The 16,134-nt window shown below is 61.2% G+C and carries 17 protein-coding genes and 1 pseudogene; 7 read left to right on the forward strand and 11 right to left on the reverse strand.

Features of this window, described 5'->3' with window-relative positions:
* Positions 1–2: 2 nt before the first annotated feature.
* On the reverse strand, positions 3–551 hold the full coding sequence (locus J3P85_RS25500; RefSeq protein ID WP_434706423.1) for an ankyrin repeat domain-containing protein: 549 nt from the start codon (positions 549–551) through the stop codon (positions 3–5).
* Between the two features lie 118 nt (positions 552–669).
* Positions 670–2,211 (reverse strand): catalase KatB, encoded by a 1,542-nt coding sequence (gene katB, locus J3P85_RS25505; RefSeq protein ID WP_434703973.1) that lies wholly within the window; start codon positions 2,209–2,211, stop codon positions 670–672.
* A gap of 281 nt (positions 2,212–2,492) precedes the next feature.
* Between katB and mscL the strand changes: the two genes are divergently transcribed.
* Entirely contained in the window at positions 2,493–2,906 is a 414-nt protein-coding gene (mscL, locus tag J3P85_RS25510; protein ID WP_003205779.1) for a large-conductance mechanosensitive channel protein MscL, read from the forward strand.
* A gap of 2 nt (positions 2,907–2,908) precedes the next feature.
* On the opposite strand, the gene J3P85_RS25515 is transcribed toward mscL, so the two are convergent.
* Complete coding sequence (locus tag J3P85_RS25515; protein ID WP_434703975.1) at positions 2,909–3,685, reverse strand: ferredoxin--NADP reductase; 777 nt, start codon at positions 3,683–3,685, stop codon at positions 2,909–2,911.
* A 282-nt stretch (positions 3,686–3,967) separates the two neighbouring features.
* On the opposite strand from J3P85_RS25515, the gene J3P85_RS25520 reads away from it, so the two are divergent.
* From J3P85_RS25520 to J3P85_RS25530, 3 genes are all read left to right on the forward strand, one after another.
* Positions 3,968–4,522 (forward strand): autoinducer binding domain-containing protein, encoded by a 555-nt coding sequence (locus tag J3P85_RS25520; RefSeq protein WP_434703976.1) that lies wholly within the window; start codon positions 3,968–3,970, stop codon positions 4,520–4,522.
* A gap of 32 nt (positions 4,523–4,554) precedes the next feature.
* Positions 4,555–4,680: a LuxR C-terminal-related transcriptional regulator gene (locus J3P85_RS25525; protein WP_434706424.1), complete on the forward strand. Its 126-nt coding sequence runs from the start codon at positions 4,555–4,557 to the stop codon at positions 4,678–4,680.
* A gap of 182 nt (positions 4,681–4,862) precedes the next feature.
* Positions 4,863–6,002 carry a methyltransferase gene (locus J3P85_RS25530; RefSeq protein WP_434703978.1) on the forward strand — a complete coding sequence of 380 codons (1,140 nt, stop codon included), beginning with the start codon at positions 4,863–4,865 and terminating at the stop codon, positions 6,000–6,002.
* 40 nt (positions 6,003–6,042) lie between these two features.
* Here J3P85_RS25530 and J3P85_RS25535 read toward each other — a convergent pair whose 3' ends face one another.
* The 3 genes from J3P85_RS25535 to J3P85_RS25545 are packed head-to-tail and all read right to left on the reverse strand — an operon-like array spanning position 6,043 to position 8,668.
* Entirely contained in the window at positions 6,043–6,207 is a 165-nt protein-coding gene (locus tag J3P85_RS25535; RefSeq protein WP_003205785.1) for a DUF2474 domain-containing protein, read from the reverse strand.
* 10 nt (positions 6,208–6,217) lie between these two features.
* Positions 6,218–7,225: a cytochrome d ubiquinol oxidase subunit II gene (cydB, locus tag J3P85_RS25540; RefSeq protein ID WP_434703980.1), complete on the reverse strand. Its 1,008-nt coding sequence runs from the start codon at positions 7,223–7,225 to the stop codon at positions 6,218–6,220.
* A 3-nt stretch (positions 7,226–7,228) separates the two neighbouring features.
* A complete protein-coding gene (locus tag J3P85_RS25545) occupies positions 7,229–8,668 on the reverse strand; it encodes a cytochrome ubiquinol oxidase subunit I (protein ID WP_434703982.1) in 1,440 nt (479 codons plus the stop codon).
* A gap of 519 nt (positions 8,669–9,187) precedes the next feature.
* On the opposite strand from J3P85_RS25545, the gene J3P85_RS25550 reads away from it, so the two are divergent.
* Entirely contained in the window at positions 9,188–10,426 is a 1,239-nt protein-coding gene (locus J3P85_RS25550) for an MFS transporter (RefSeq protein WP_186706521.1), read from the forward strand.
* Here the strand turns inward: J3P85_RS25550 and J3P85_RS25555 are convergent.
* The 3 genes and pseudogenes from J3P85_RS25555 to J3P85_RS25565 form a co-directional block, all read right to left on the reverse strand.
* A pseudogene (locus J3P85_RS25555) lies at positions 10,423–12,623 on the reverse strand (xanthine dehydrogenase family protein molybdopterin-binding subunit). The gene J3P85_RS25550 and the pseudogene J3P85_RS25555 sit on opposite strands and share 4 nt — an antisense overlap.
* The gene (locus J3P85_RS25560) at positions 12,623–13,624 is read right to left on the reverse strand and encodes an FAD binding domain-containing protein (protein WP_434703985.1); all 1,002 of its coding nucleotides are present in this window, start codon (positions 13,622–13,624) and stop codon (positions 12,623–12,625) included. The pseudogene J3P85_RS25555 and the gene J3P85_RS25560 overlap by 1 nt, the downstream one beginning before the upstream one ends.
* Complete coding sequence (locus J3P85_RS25565; protein WP_186706524.1) at positions 13,621–14,148, reverse strand: (2Fe-2S)-binding protein; 528 nt, start codon at positions 14,146–14,148, stop codon at positions 13,621–13,623. The genes J3P85_RS25560 and J3P85_RS25565 overlap by 4 nt, the downstream gene beginning before the upstream one ends.
* Positions 14,149–14,340: 192 nt before the next feature.
* On the opposite strand from J3P85_RS25565, the gene J3P85_RS25570 reads away from it, so the two are divergent.
* Positions 14,341–14,619 (forward strand): type II toxin-antitoxin system RelE/ParE family toxin, encoded by a 279-nt coding sequence (locus J3P85_RS25570; RefSeq protein ID WP_411385688.1) that lies wholly within the window; start codon positions 14,341–14,343, stop codon positions 14,617–14,619.
* A gap of 15 nt (positions 14,620–14,634) precedes the next feature.
* A complete protein-coding gene (locus J3P85_RS25575; RefSeq protein ID WP_186730615.1) occupies positions 14,635–14,922 on the forward strand; it encodes a HigA family addiction module antitoxin in 288 nt (95 codons plus the stop codon).
* Between the two features lie 6 nt (positions 14,923–14,928).
* Here the strand turns inward: J3P85_RS25575 and J3P85_RS25580 are convergent, their stop codons facing one another.
* Positions 14,929–15,495, reverse strand: a complete 567-nt coding sequence (locus J3P85_RS25580) for a DJ-1 family glyoxalase III (RefSeq protein ID WP_434703988.1) — start codon at positions 15,493–15,495, stop codon at positions 14,929–14,931.
* Positions 15,496–15,657: 162 nt separating this feature from the next.
* The gene (locus J3P85_RS25585; protein ID WP_434703990.1) at positions 15,658–16,113 is read right to left on the reverse strand and encodes a DUF4879 domain-containing protein; all 456 of its coding nucleotides are present in this window, start codon (positions 16,111–16,113) and stop codon (positions 15,658–15,660) included.
* Positions 16,114–16,134: the final 21 nt, after the last annotated feature.

Below are 16,134 nucleotides of genomic sequence, written 5' to 3' on the forward strand. Positions count from 1 at the left end.
CTTTATTGCGGGGCCGGCATTCTGATTTCACCGTTGGCCAGATTCGTCGCGGTATTGCCCAACGGATCCCTGGCCTCCAGGTCGGCGCCCTTGGCCTTCAAGGCATCGAGCAACTCGCCACGCTTGAACAGGCCGGCATACATCGCGGCGGTCTGCCCCGCGCCATTGCGTTGGTCCGGGCTGCAGTCGGTGGACAATAAACGACGCGCAATCTGCACTTCGCCTTTAAAAATGGCGCCCATCAGTGCGGTGTTGCCGCGCTTGTCCTGGGCGCAGGCATCGGCCCCCGCGGCCAGCAACCGCTCCACCGCCGGCCCGTGGCCGTGATAGGCCGCCAGAATCAGCGCGGTGTAGCCCTTCTCATCCCGGGTATCCAGCGAGTAACCGGCCTCGATAAACGTATCGAGCATCAGCACGTCGCCCCGACGCGCGGCGTCGAAATAATAGTTTTGCAACTCTTCCTGTACCGCAGCCGGCTCAGTGGGTATTGGCTGATCGGCCAGTATGCTCACTGACCAGGTCGCAAGCATCGATAAAAGAAATCTGCGCATCATGACGTCTCCCCATGACTAAAGACTGTGGGAGCGAGCTTGCTCGCGATGCAGACACTGCGGTGCACAGCCAGACCGAGTTGCCTGCATCGCGAGCAAGCTCGCTCCCACAGATGGATCAGTCGCTCAGTTTTTCCGCCAGCGCCTTGACCCGGGCCAGGTCGCCTTTGGCAACACGGGCCACGCCAGTGCCGTATTCAGGATCGGCCTTGTAGAGGAACGACAGGATGATGTGCTTGCTCTCGTCATCGGTGGTCGCCAGCGAGCCACCAAAGCTTTCGATCAAGTCATCACGCTCTTTCTTGCTGAACGAACGATACAGATCACCGGCCTGCTTGAAGTTCTGCTCGCGCTGGATCTTCGCCTGCTGGGTGCTGCCGCTCAGCGCAGCCTGGCTGTAGCGTGCCGCCTGCGGTTCTTCGCGAGGCGTCAGGCGGCTCGGTTGGTAATTCACGCCGGTGCTGGTGCTGCCCGGGTTCATCGCGCCGTCCTGGTTGCCGTTGTTCACCGCCACCTTGGGGGCGTTGATCGGCAACTGCAGGGCATTGGCGCCTATCCGGTACATTTGCGTATCGGCGTAGGAAAATACCCGCCCCTGGAGCAAACGGTCCTCGGAAGGCTCGATGCCCGGCACCAGATTGGCCGGCGCCATGGCCACCTGCTCGGTTTCCTGGAAGACATTCGCCGGATTACGGTTCAAGACCATTTGCCCGACCTTACGCTCAGCCACACCCGGCCAGATCTTGGTCGCGTCCAATGGATCGAAATCAAACTTGGCCAGGTCCTGTGGATTCAACACTTGGACGTACAAGTCCCACTTCGGGAAGTCGCCCTTATTGATATGACTGACCAAGTCATTGGTCATATGGCTGTAATCTTGACCCTGAACTTTCACAACTTCTTTCGGATCGAGATTTTTCAAACCCTGCAAACTTTTCCAATGAAACTTCACGTAATGAACTTCACCCTTGGCGTTAACCAATTTGTAGGCATGTACACCATTACCGTCCATTTCACGATAACTGGCGGGCGTGCCGGCGTTGGAATACAACTCGGTCAGGGTGCGGGTCGATTCTGGAACATGGGAGAAGAAGTCGAACCGGCGCGAATCATCGTCCAGGTTGGTCCGTGGGTCGGGTTTGAAGGCATGTACCATGTCTGGAAACTTGATGGCATCACGAATGAAAAAGGTCGGGAAGTTGTTGCCCACCAAGTCCCAATTACCGTCGGCGGTGTAGAACTTCGTGGCGAAGCCACGGGGGTCGCGCAGGGTTTCCGGTGAATGATTACCGTGCACCACGGCCGAAAACCGCACGAACACCGGGGTCACCTGGCCTGCGGCGAACACCTTGGCCTTGGTCAAGTCGCTGAGGTCGTCGGACACCGTGAAGGTGCCGTGGGCACCGGTACCGCGGGCATGCACCACGCGCTCGGGGATGCGTTCACGGTCGAAGCGTTGGAGCTTCTGGATCAACTGCACGTCTTGCAACAGGGTCGGACCGTTGGGACCTGCCGTTTGCGAATTCTGGTTATCGCCGACCGCCGCACCGTTGTCCCGGGTCAGGGTGGCCGCGTTGACAGACAAGGATAGAAGGCTCGCGGTCAGCACGAAAAAAGCGCGGCGATGGGAATAAGCCCCGTGGCCAAGGGAAGTGTTCATAGCATGTTCCTCTGATGTTATAGAGCGCATCCATGTGCGCCATCCAGAGGCTAGTGCCGGAAAAAAGAAAACCTAAATAGAAATGCCGTACCGTGCCGATAGAAAAAACGTTATAGGGCTCGGGCCTGAAACCGCGTATCGCGCGCGATTGATGGCACTTTGTAAACTTTTCCTCCCCACTCAGGTCGATAACGGAAGCTTTGTAAGCAAGCGTTTCGAGCAAGACCCGTTGGGCTGACTTACACTGCCACTCATCTTTCATCTGTCACAAGGAATAACTCATGGGCGTGCTAAGCGAGTTCAAGGCCTTCGCGGTCAAAGGCAATGTCGTCGACATGGCCGTCGGGATCATCATCGGCGCCGCTTTTGGCAAAATCGTTTCGTCATTCGTTGGCGACGTGGTCATGCCGCCAATTGGCCTGTTGATCGGTGGCGTGGACTTCAGTGACCTGGCCATCACCCTCAAGGCCGCCCAGGGTGATGCGCCTGCGGTGGTACTGGCCTACGGTAAATTCATCCAGAGCACCATTGACTTCATCATCGTCGCGTTCGCCATCTTCATGGGCGTCAAGGCCATCAACCGCCTTAAGCGTGAAGAGGCCGTGGCTCCCAGCGCCCCGCCGGTCCCGACCAAGGAAGAGCTGCTGCTGAGTGAGATTCGCGATCTGCTCAAGGCTCAGAACGAGCGGCCCTGAGCCTACCAGTAGTTTTCCACCGCCACCTGGCCCGGACGACGGGTCAGACTCAGTTGCAGGCCCCTGGTCTTGAGCAGCTTGCGCGTGTCATCGATCATTTGCGGGTTGCCGCATAGCATCACCCGCGAATGCTCCGGTGTCAGCGCTACGCCGGCCGCGCGCTCCAACTCGCCATCGTCGATCAGCGTAGTAATCCGCCCGTTGAGCGCTCCCGGATGCTGCTCACGGGTGATGGTCGCAATGAAACGAAACTTGTGAGCGTACTCGGCCAGGTAGTCACGCTGGGGCAGTTCCTTGATGAGCTCCTGATAGGCCAGTTCCCGTGCCTCGCGCACGCTGTAGACCAGGATGATCCGCTCGAATTTTTCCCAGACCTCAAAATCCTGGAGGATCGAAAGAAACGGCGCCACGCCCGTCCCCGTGGACAGCAACCACAAATCCCGACCGTCGACGAAGCGGTCCAGCGTCAGGTAGCCAAAAGCCTGGCGATCCACCAACAGTTCGTCACCTGGTTGCAAGCGGCTGAGTTCGCTGGTGAATTCGCCATCGGGAACCACGATGGAAAAAAATTCGAGGAATTCGTCGAATGGCGACGACACCATGGAGTACGCCCGCCAGACGGTGGTGCCGTCCGCCTTGGCGACGCCCAGCCGGGCAAACTGCCCCGCCCGGAAGCGAAAACCGCGATCCCGGGTCGTGCGCAAGGTAAACAAATGAGGCGTCAACGGCTGGACATCGAGCAGGGTCTGGCGGGTGAACTTCTCTGCGCTGTCGGTCATGGGCCACTCCTATGAGACAAGACGTGCAGTGTCCCGCAAAGTGAACCCTTTCACCACCGGCGGGCGAGTGATAGCACTTTAATTGCACTCGTTCCATTTATAACTTTCGCCAAAACTGTACAAAGTTAGAGACACTGTAAAAGAAATTAATCTACAGAAAGATCACATTACAATTTTGTAAGCCAGTTAAAAAATCTCACTCCAAAGTTAGGAATAGTCCTACACTAAAAATTCGCATCATGGATTGGATCCGCATGGACGAATCAAACCCAGGAGAAAGCGATGGACAGGTGGAAGGACTTGTTGCTGAAAAAGTTATCTTGTGAAAAGGACCTGCAGACGGCCTATCGTCTAGTTCTGAATTTCTTTAACAATCAAGGATTTGAATATTGCGCATTCTCAGCCTATCTCGGAAGCCCCGACAAACATACCAGCAAGGTAAACCTTAATAATTATCCTTACGGATGGGACCGGCTTTATGAACAAAATGGCTATGCCTCGAATGATCCATTAGTAGCACATTGCAATCAATCAACGCTCCCGATTCTTTGGGATGAGAATCTTTTCGCTCAGGCCCCGAAGTTATGGCGAGAACTTAATCGACAGGGACTCAAGTACGGCTGGACCCAGGCCGTTCATGACGAACAAGGGGCCCAGTCCAGCCTGTCAGCCTTGCACGAACCCATTGTCCCATTGATATCGAGGAGCATTATGGCAATCTCGGCTACGCCATCTTCGCCAGTCAAAAGCTGCATGCGCTTGCCAGCAAAAAACTGGCGGACGCCATCGCTGTCCAACCCAAATGTCACTTGTCACCCAGAGAGATCGAAGTATTGAGGTGGTCAGCCGAAGGCAAGACGGCGTCGGAAGTGGGCAGGATTCTCTGTCTTTCCGAACGAACCGTGAATTTTCATGTGTGCAGTTGCATGCGCAAGCTGAACGTCAGCAATAAGATTTCAGCAGTGGCCAAAGCCGCCCAGATCCATGTGATCTGACCCTTGGCCCGGCGTTGCCGAGCTGAAAAACCCGCGAGTAATGTGCAACAAAAAAACGTACCATTTACGGTCCCTCTTGAATGATGCCGCTGCTTGCACGCGACGCCGTTCATTCAGGCGGTCCCGCACAGACACCTACCTCCAGGCAGCGGGACATTCGTTGATCTCCAGAGTCCCCAGCCATGCCCCTGCTTGACAGCCCTTTCGCTCAACTCGACCTGATCCGCCAACCCGAACAGCAGAACGAACCGCTGCAAGCCTTCGATGCGGCCGATGAATACCTGCTCGCGTACCTGGCCGAACAACAACCGGTCGCGCAGACTCGGGTCCTGGTGCTCAATGACGGCTTCGGCGCCCTGGCGGCCAGCCTGGCCGGCAACGTCCTGGTGACCAGCAGCGGTGATTCCTTCCTGGCTTTGCAGGCCCTGGAGAAAAACCTGGTGCGCAATGGCCGGCCCTTCGATGCGGTGCCCACGTTGCCCGCCAGCGAACCGTTGACCGGCCCGTTCGATCGCGTCCTGATCAAAGTACCGAAAACCCTGGCCCTGCTGGAGGAACAACTGATTCGCCTGCAAGGCCAATTGGCGCCGGGCGCCCAGGTGATTGCCGGGGCCATGGTCAAGCACTTGCCCCGGGCCGCCGGCGATTTGCTGGAGCGTTACATCGGCCCGGTGCAGGCCTCATTGGCGGTGAAAAAAGCGCGGCTGTTGATCGCCACGCCGCCAGCTGCCTCTTCGCCGGGCAGTGCGCCGGCCGTATCGCCCTACCCCACGCGCTACTGGCTGGACGAGCCAAAGATCGAACTGCTCAACCACGCCAACGTGTTCTGTCGCGAAGGCTTGGACATCGGCACCCGTGCGTTCCTGCCCCATCTGCCGAAGAATCTCGGAGCGGCCCGGGTCGCCGACCTGGGCTGCGGCAATGGCGTGCTGGCCATCGCCAGTGCCCTGCAAAACCCCGAGGCCCACTACACCTTGGTGGACGAGTCGTACATGGCCGTGCAATCGGCCGCCGAGAACTGGCGCGCGGCCTTGGGCGAGCGCGAAGTGACCGTCCGGGCCGGTGATGGCCTGGCCGGGCAAGAGGCGCAGTCATTGGATGTGGTGCTGTGCAACCCGCCCTTTCACCAGCAGCAGGTGGTAGGCGATTTCCTCGCCTGGCGGATGTTCCAGCAGGCTCGCGAAGCGTTGGTGGTAGGCGGCGCGCTGTACATCGTCGGCAACCGGCACCTGGGCTACCATAGCAAACTGGCGCGGCTGTTCCGAGGCGTCGAGCAAGTGGCCGCCACGCCGAAATTCGTGATCCTCAAGGCCCGCAAATAATGATTGCCCTGTGGGGGCAAAGCTTGCCCCCACAGGGGAATCAGTGGGTGGTCAGCCCGGCGGCATTCATGAACATCCGCATCAAACTGGCGACGATGAACAACGCCAGCACGCTGCCAGCCCAGATCAGCGCCAGCCAGCCGAGCCGCTGCCAGAGTGGCTTGCGTTCGGCGGCCTCGATGTCTTTCAAGTCAGGTTTGGCCATGCTCACGCCCTCAATGGTAGCCATCGTCATGGGTCACCTTGCCGCGGAACACGTAGTAGCTCCAGAAGGTGTACACCAGGATCAACGGAATGATGAACAGCGTGCCCACCAGCATGAAGCCTTGGCTCTGGGGCGGTGACGAGGCGTCCCAGATCGAGATTGACGGCGGCACGATGTTCGGCCACAGGCTGATGCCCAAGCCGCTGTAGCCGAGGAAAATCAACACCAGGGTCAGGATGAAAGGCGTGTAGTTGGCATTGCGGGCCACGGCGCGGAACAACCCGTACATGGTCACCAATACCAGGATCGGCACCGGCAGGAACCAGAACAGGTTCGGCAACGTGAACCAGCGGGCCGCAATGTCGGCGTGGGCCAGCGGCGTCCAAATGCTGACGATACCGATCACGGCCAGCACCACGAATGCCAGCGGCCGGGCCAGGTCATGCATCTGCTCTTGCAGCTTGCCCTCGGTCTTCATGATCAGCCACGTGCAGCCGAGCAAGGCGTACGCCGCGATCAACGCCAGGCCACAGAACACCGTGAACGGCGTGAACCAGTCCAGGGAGCCGCCGGCGAACTGGCGATTGACCACCTCGAAACCGTCGATGAACGCCCCCAGCGCCACGCCCTGGAAGAAGGTGGCCGTCAGCGAACCGCCAATGAACGCTTTGTCCCAGAGGTGGCGCTTCTCAGCCTTGGCCTTGAAACGGAACTCAAAAGCCACGCCGCGGAAGATCAGGCCGACGAGCATCAGGATCAACGGCAGGTACAGGGCCGAAAGCACCACCGAATAGGCCAGCGGAAACGCCCCGAACAATCCGGCACCGCCCAGCACCAGCCAGGTTTCGTTACCGTCCCAGACCGGTGCCACGGTGTTCATCATCACGTCGCGGTCGCGCTCGCCCTTGACGAAGGGGAAGAGGATGCCAATCCCCAGGTCGAAGCCGTCCATGATCACGTACATCATGATGCCGAAGATGATGACGATGGCCCAGATCAGCGGAAGATCAATACCCATGACTCAATTCCCCTTGTTCGAGCGGTCGTTGTGGTCCACATCGTCGTCGCCTTCGTTGGCGGCCGACAATGGCCGGGCCGGGGTGCGTTTCTGGCCCGGGCCGCCATCGCTCGGTTCGTCTTCGTGGGCCACCGGCCCTTTGCGCACCAGGCGCATCATGTAGCTCAGGCCCGCACCGAACAGCGCGAAATACACCACGACGAACAGCACCAGGGTGAAGCTCATCTGGGCGAAGCTGTGGCCGGACGAAGCATCGGCCGTGCGCATCAAGCCGTAGACCACCCAAGGCTGGCGGCCAATCTCCGTGGTAAACCAGCCGGCCAGGATCGCAACCAGCCCGGACGGCCCCATCCACAGCACCAGGTGAAGGAACGGCCGGGACTGATAGATCCGATCCTTGCGGCGCAGCCACAGGCTGCACAGGCCGGTAAAAATCATCAGCAAGCCGAGGCCGACCATGACCCGGAACGACCAGAACACGATGGTCGAGTTGGGTCGATCTTCAGGCGGGAACTCCTTGAGGGCCGGCACCTGCTCGGTCAACGAGTGCGTCAGGATCAGGCTGCCCAGGTAGGGAATTTCCACGGCGTATTTGGTTTTTTCCGCTTGCATGTCGGGCCAGCCGAACAGGATCAGCGGGGTCGGCTCATTGCCGACGTTTTCCCAGTGGCCCTCGATGGCGGCGATCTTCGCCGGTTGATGCTTGAGGGTGTTCAGGCCATGGAAGTCGCCGATGACCGCTTGTATCGGCGCCACCAGCAACGCCATCCACATCGCCATCGACAGCATCCGGCGGATGGCCGGGTTGTCGCGGCCGCGCAGCAAATGCCAGGCCGCCGACGAGCCGACGAAGAACGCCGTGGCAACAAACGCCGCGGTAGACATGTGCAACAAGCGATAAGGAAACGAGGGGTTGAACACCACCGCCAGCCAGTCCACCGGGATCACCCGGCCGTCGATGATTTCGTAGCCCTGGGGGGTCTGCATCCAGCTGTTGGACGACAGGATCCAGAAGGTCGAGATCAGGGTGCCGATCGCCACCATGACCGTGGAAAAGAAATGCAGGCCACGGCCGACGCGGTTCCAGCCAAACAGCATCACGCCCAGGAAACCCGCCTCGAGGAAGAACGCCGTGAGCACCTCGTAGGTCAGCAGGGGCCCGGTCACCGCACCGGCGAAGTCTGAAAAGCGGCTCCAGTTGGTCCCGAACTGATAGGCCATGACCAACCCGGACACCACCCCCATGCCGAAGTTGACGGCAAAGATCTTCGACCAGAAATGGTACAGGTCACGGTAGGTGTCATCGCGGGTCTTGAGCCACAAGCCCTCGAGCACCGCCAGGTAACTCGCCAGGCCGATGGTGATGGCCGGGAACAGGATGTGGAACGAGATGGTGAACGCGAATTGGATTCGGGCGAGATCGAGCGCCTCCAAACCGAACATAAGTCTTCCTCTGTCAGGTAAAACCGGCTGCGGGTGGGGCTTGCACCAACCCCCAGGGATATGGAGTGCAGTGCTTTTCAAATCGTTCTTTTTTTAACCGTCACAACGCAGGACGCAGGCCGGATGGCCACCAGTCCAATGCCCCGAAGGACATTGATCTGGATCAAGCAATGCTCAAAGAGTAGTCGCATTATTGCCGATGGACGGCGTGGTCTTTTGTCGCGTGACAGGTTGTCTCAGTGTCGTAATCCTGCTTCAAGCTGTGATTTTCCAAACCCACACGGCTCCCCGTGGCGAGGGAGCTTGCTCCCGCTCGGTTGCGCAGCGACCGCAAAATCCAAGGGCCGCTGCGCAGCCCAGCGGGAGCAAGCTCCCTCGCCACAGAGGCCCGCATGTTCCCGGGAACAACCGCTTCTGCCAGTGAAAGTAGATGTTTGGCTAACTATTTTTCCCGCTACCGCAACTTCCTGTTACAGCTCGGTGATAATCTCGTAGCCTTCATCACCGGACCCGTCATAGATGCCCAGCCAAGCACCGCTGCTGCTCCGTCACCATCGTCCCTTCATCGCCTTCTGGCTGGCCCGGATCTTCACCGCCAGCGGCTTCCAGATGCTCACCGTGGCCATCGGCTGGAACCTCTATCAACTGACCGGCAACGTTCTCGACTTGGGCCTGGTGGGCCTGGTGGAATTTGCCCCGCGTGTGCTGTTCATGCTCCACACCGGGCATGTGGCGGACCGCTACGATCGGCGCAAGGTCGCGGCCATTTGCCAGTCATTGCAGGCGATGATTGCCCTGGCGCTGGCGATCGGCAGCGCCACCGACCATGTCACCCGGGAAATGATCTTCATCCTTGCCTTCCTGCTGGGTGCCGCCCGCTCCTTCGAAATGCCGACCACCCAGGCGTTGCTGCCCAGCATCGTGCCGGCCGGCCTGTTTCCCCGCGCCGTGGCCGCCGCGCAATCGGCCCAGCAATCAGCCACCATCGTCGCTCCGGCACTGGGAGGCTTGCTCTACGCCTTCGGTAGCGTCTGGGTCTATGGGCCCACCGTGGTGCTTTACCTCATTGCCTGCTGCCTGATGCTCAACCTGCCCGCCCGGCAGACGCCGCTGAACAAAGGCAAGGCGACCCTGGATTCGTTGCTGGCCGGGGTTCGCTTCATTCGCAGCCGCCCGGACATCCTCGGGGCGATCTCCCTGGACCTGTTCGCCGTGCTGCTCGGCGGCGCGACGGCGCTGCTGCCGGTGTTCGCCAAGGACATCCTGCTCACCGGCCCCTGGGGCCTGGGCCTGCTGCGTTCGGCGCCGGCGGTCGGGGCCTTGCTGATGTCGCTGTGGCTGGCGCGGTTTGCCGTGGAGCGCAAGGTTGGCCGGGTGATGTTCACCGCAGTGGGCGTGTTCGGCGTCGCCACCATTGCCTTCGGCCTTTCCACCTCGTTCTGGTTTTCCTTGGCAGTGCTGGTGGTGCTGGGCGCGGCAGACATGATCAGCATGGTGATCCGCGCCTCGTTCGTGCAACTGGAAACCCCGGATGAAATGCGCGGCCGGGTCAGCGCGGTGAACGGGCTGTTCATCGGCGCTTCGAACCAGTTGGGCGAGTTCGAATCCGGCCTCACCGCCCACTGGTTCGGCACGGTGCCGGCGGTGGTCATGGGCGGTGTGGGCACGCTGCTGGTGACCGGGACCTGGATCAAGCTGTTCCCGACCCTGGCCAACCGCGACCGGATGCACGAACCGGTGGACGAAGCGAAGGCCTAGAGCAATTTGTCGAGGGTGATGGGGAAGTCCCGCACCCGCTTGCCAGTGGCATGGTAGATCGCATTGGCCACCGCCGCGGCCACCCCGACGATGCCGATCTCACCGACGCCCTTGGACCCGAGCGCATTGACGACATCATCCTGTTCCTCGACGAAAATCACCTCGATGTCACCAATGTCGGCACTGACCGGCACGTGATACTCGGCCAGGTTGTGGTTCATGTGGCGACCGAGGGCGTGGTCGGTCAGGGTCTCTTCGTGCAGGGCCATGCCGACGCCCCACACCACGCCCCCGAGAATCTGGCTGCGGGCGGTTTTCGGGTTGACGACCCGGCCGGCGGCGATGGCACTGACCACTCGATTGACCTTCACCGTCCCCAAATCCTCGTCCACCCACACTTCGACAAACACCGCCGAGTGAGTGGCCGTGGCGTAGGCCTGGCGTTTTTGTCCGGTTCGGCGGTGACCTGGGCCTGCAACGGTGTCTCGCCGCTTTTCTGCGCCAACTCTGCCAATGCCACACTCGCTTCGCCCAGCCGTAGCTGGCCATCGGCAAACGTCACCTGCTCAAGGGTCGCGCCGCTGAAGGCCGGACACGCCTGGCGGGCCACGGCCAGGAGTTTTTCCTTCAGCGCTTCACAGGCCTGCTGCACGGCGGTGCCCACCGACGAGACGGTGAACGAGCCGCCCTGCAACGGCGCGGTGGGCAGCGATGAATCGCCCAGGACAAACGTGACGTTCTCAAGGGAAACGCCTGATGCCTCGGCGGCGATCTGGGTCATGACCGTGTAGGTTCCGGTGCCGATGTCCGTGGTGGCGCTGCTGACGGTCAGCTTGCCATTCGTATCCAGCGAGGCCCGGGCACTGGCCTTCTGCTGCATGGCCTCCCACACGCCACCGGCCATGCCCCAGCCGACCAGTTGACGGCCTTCACGCATGCTGCGCGGTTCCGGGTTGCGCCTGTCCCAGCCGAAACGACGGGCACCTTGGGCATAACATTCACGCAGTTCCTTGCTGGAATAGGGCTTGCCTTCGTTCTCGTTGCGTTCGGCGTAGTTGATCAACCGCAGTTGCACCGGATCGATCGCCAGGGCACAGGCCAGTTCATCCATGGCGCACTCCAGGCCGATCAGCCCGAGGGCCGCGCCGGGCGCACGCATGTCCAGGGGCGTGTAGACGTCCAGCGGCACCAACTTATAGGTCAATGTCACGTTGTCGCAGTGATAGAGCATGCCGCTCCACTCCACCACGTGCTCGGTGAAGTCTTCGAAACGCGAGGTCTGGCCGACGGCGGTGTGCGCCACGGCCAGCAAGCGGCCGTTGGCCGCCGCCCCCAGCTGCACGCGCTGGAACGTGCGTGGCCGATAGCCAAAGGTGAACATCTGCTGGCGCGTCAGGCTGACCCGCACCGAGCGTTTGAGGGCCAGTGCCGCCATCACCGCCAACGGCAATTGATATTGCGGGCGCAGTCCGGAACCGAAGGCGCCGCCGACAAACGCGGCAAACACGCGCACCTGCTCTTTCCCAAGGCCGAAGACCTTTTGCACATAGGCTTGGCAATTTTGCGTGCCTTGGGTCTTGTCGTGGATGTGCAGGCTGCCGTCAGGCTGGTACAGCACGGTGGAGGCGTGTGGCTCCATCGGGTTGTGGTGTTCCACCGGCGTGCTGTAGGACACATCCACGCTGAGCGCGGAACTGGCGTACTCGCCCTGAAAATTCCCACGAGGCTTGGGCAATTCAGCGGGTGCCGGTTGGGCCTCGCTTTGCAGGATTGTCAGATCGGTCTGGTGATCCTCGGCCGCATATTCGATATCAACCAGTGAGCCGGCATACCGCGCCAGCTCGAGATTTTCCGCAACCACCAGGGCCAGTGGCTGGCCGCTGTAGAGTATCTGGTCGTTGTACAACGGCCGGAACGGCGAGCCGTCCGCCGCATCGGCATCCTGGTAGGGCTCGTCGTAGCTGGCGATTCTCGGCCGGTTGGTGTGGTCGATGACCGCGACTACGCCGGGCAGTGCCAAGGCTCGGGACGCATCGATGCGCAGCACACGGCCACGGGCGACCGTACCGGACACGACGCTGCCGTGCAGCAGGCCGTCCTCGGGGTATTCGCCGGCGTAACGCGCCTGGCCCGTCACCTTGAGCACGCCATCGACCCGGTCGAGTGGCTGCCCTATGGATTTGCTCGAAGCGTTCATCAGGCGTGTCCTCCCTGCGGTGCGCTACCCAACGCGGCATTGCTCAAGGCGCGGACAATCGCCCGCCGCGCCAGTCTGACCTTAAAGCCGTTGTGCTCCAGCGGCTCGGCGTGTTGCAGCAGCGCATCGGCGGCGGCGGTGAACGTTTCGCGGCTGACAGTCTGCCCGGTCAGCCAGCTCTCCACCGCCCGGTCGCGCCAGGGTTTGTGCGCCACGCCTCCCAGGGCCAGGCGTGCCTGGCGAATCACCGGCCCGTCCAGTTCCAGCGCCGCCGCCACCGAAACCAGGGCAAAGGCGTAGGAAGCACGGTCACGGATCTTCAGGTAGTGGCTATGGTCGGCAAAACCGGAGGCGGGCAACTCGATGGCGGTGACCAATTCATCGTCAGCCAACTGGTTATCACGTTCCGGGGCATCGCCGGGCAGACGATGGAAATCGGCGAACTCGATGGTCCGCGCCCCGCCCCGTCCCAGGACATGGACCACCGCTTCCAGGGCGGCCAAGGCCACGCACATGTCGGAGGGATGGGTGGCGACACATTGATCGCTGGCACCGAAAATCGCGTGGATGCGGTTCAAACCGTTCCGGGCAGGGCAGCCGCTGCCGGGCCGGCGCTTGTTGCACGGCACGCTCGCGTCATAGAAGTAATAGCAGCGGGTGCGTTGCAGCAGATTGCCGCCGGTGCTGGCCATGTTGCGCAGTTGCGGCGAGGCGCCCGCCAGGATGGCCTGGGCCAGCAGCGGATAACGGCGCTCGATCCACGGATGCCAGGCCAGGTCGGCATTACTCACCAAGGCCCCGATCATCACCCCGCCGGAAGGGGTTTCACTGAGGTCCGCCAGGGGCAAGCCGGTGATGTCGATCAAGTGTTCGGGGCGGGTGAGGTTCTCCTTCATCAAGTCCAGCAGATTGGTGCCGCCGGCGATGAAGCGGGACACCGGGCTCGACAGATCGACGGCCGCCTGCACCGTGTCCGGCTTGCTGTATTGGAAAGGGTTCATCGGTCACCCCCTTGTTCCTGACGGCAACGAGGCAAGGCGTCTTCAATCGCATCGCGAATGTTGTTGTAGGCCCCGCACCGGCACAGGTTGCCGCTCATCAGTTCACTGATCTGTGCGCGGGTCTGCGCCCTGCCCTCGTTGGCCAGCCCCACCGCCGAACAGATCTGCCCCGGCGTGCAGTAGCCGCACTGGAACGCGTCATGGGTGATGAACGCCTGCTGCATGGGATGCAAAGCCTCATCACTGGCCAGGCCTTCGATGGTGGTCAGCTCGGCACCGTCGCACATCACCGCCAGGGTCAGGCAGGCATTGATCCGCTTGCCATCGCGCAGCACGGTGCAGGCCCCACACTGGCCGTGGTCGCAGCCTTTCTTACTGCCCACCAGGTCCAGTTGCTCACGCAGCAGGTCCAGCAAGGTGGTCCAGGCCAGCACTTGCAACTCTCGCACCTGGCCATTGAGGGTCAGACGAATCGGATGACGGACGAAGGACGCCGACGTCGCTTCGGACAGGGTCGCGCTCATGGAACACCTCACGGTTGATCGTACTCGCGGCGTTTTGGGAAACCGCCGTCATAAGGGGTACGACTTCAGGGTGAGGCGAAGCGTTCAAGGCAATTGCGATGCTGCGGGCAATGCAAGCAACATGAATTTAGCGGGCCTGTGCGGTATATATGTACCGCACCAAGTGTAATGTATCGCCTTACACTCTGTTCCATGATTAAATCCTTCCAGCACAAAGGCCTCAGGCTCTTTTATGAGACAGGGTCGACCCGTGGTATCCGGGCGGACCACGGAAAACGCCTGGCCCGCATGCTCCAGTTCATGGACAGGGCGCAGGCCGCCAACGACTTGGATATCCCGGGATGGCGATTGCATCCGCTCAAGGGTGGGCTGGATGGATACTGGTCGCTGGGGGTTTCGGGAAACTGGCGGGTTATTTTTCGTTTCATCGGGTCCGATATCGAACTGGTCGATTATCTGGACTACCACTGATCAGGAGGCTGGAACATGCCCATGCACAATCCGCCACACCCTGGCGAAACCTTGCGGTTGGACGTGTTGCCCGAGCTGGGCATCACGGTCACCGAACTGGCACGACACCTGGGCTTCGCCCGGCCTCATCTCTCCCGGGTATTGCATGGCCATGCGCCCATCAGCCCCGATCTGGCGGTGCGCCTGGAACGTGCCGGGATCGGCAAGGCCAGGGTGTGGTTGGGCGTCCAGGCCGACTATGACTTGTGGCAAGCCGAGCGCCGCGAGCAACCCGCGATCGAACCTTTCCCCCAACACGCTTGACCTCCGTCAGGCCAGCAACTCCGCCGCCACCACGCTCCTCACGCCCTTGCCACTGAGTTGTTCCACCAGCATCAAGGCAAACGCCAGGGCGGCGGCCGAGCCTTGGGCGGTGATGCAGTTGCCGTCCACCACCACGGGCTGGTCCACGAAGCTGCAACCGGACAGTTGCTGGCTTACCGCTGGCAGGCAGGTCATGCGGCGCTGGCGCAGGACGCCGAAGGCCTGTAGCGCCAGGGCCGGGGCTTCGGCGATGGCGGCAAAGAAACGCCCGGCGGCGACCTGGTCCTTGATCAGTTGTTGCAGCGGCTGATGGGCCGCCAAGTGCTGAGCGCCGATGATGCCGCCCGGCAGGACGACCAGGTCGAAATCCTGCACGAGCACGTCCACCAGCATGCCATCGGCCGTCAGGCGCGTTCCGCGGGCGCAGGTGAGCATGCGCCGTCCTTCGATGCTCGCCACCACAGTTTCGATCTGCGCGCGCCGCAGCACATCGATCAAGGTGACCGTCTGCAAGTCGTCGACGCCCTCGGCGACGGCAATCAGGGCTCGGGGGATCTTGGTTCCAGGAATCATGGGCGCTCTCTCCACTGGGTGATTGCCTGTAGTGTAGGAGCTGCCGAAGGCTGCGATCTTTTTACAGGCGCTGGAGACTCAAGCGCCTGGGGAAAGATCGCAGCCTCGCTTCGCTCGGCAGCTCCTACACAGCGTTTATGCAGTTCCCACGCGGGAGCCGGGCTATTTGATGTACAACTGGGTCGACATCCGGTTGCCCGGGGCGTTGATCGACTGGTTGCTGAAGCTGAAGGTGCCCTCTTGCTTGCCCTTCAGGTCGAAAATGTACACATAGCCGACGACTTTGGTCCGCACCGAGCAGTCGTTGAGATTGCCATTGCCGTAGGCACATACCGGCGAACGGGTGCCGTCGACTTCAAAGCCGTCCAGGGTGACATGGGGCTGATGGCCATAGCCGACTTCCAGCACGTAGACCTTGATGTTCGGCCCGCTGTGATCGCAACGCGTCTGCGCCTGCCCGGGGACGATGTCCTCGAAACCACAGGCCGGCGACTCGACCTTGAGCACCTTGACCTCACTCAAGGGCGGTGCCGACGCGGCATTGACGGCCTGGCCGGGCAACCACAGGCCCAGCGCGCAGCCCACGGCCACCAGCCGCTTTTTATTCATGTGAAGCATAGAGACCTCCCGGAACCGCGG

Source organism: Pseudomonas sp. Z1-12, assembly GCF_051132015.1.
Taxonomy (GTDB): Bacteria; Pseudomonadota; Gammaproteobacteria; order Pseudomonadales; family Pseudomonadaceae; genus Aquipseudomonas; species Aquipseudomonas zanjanensis.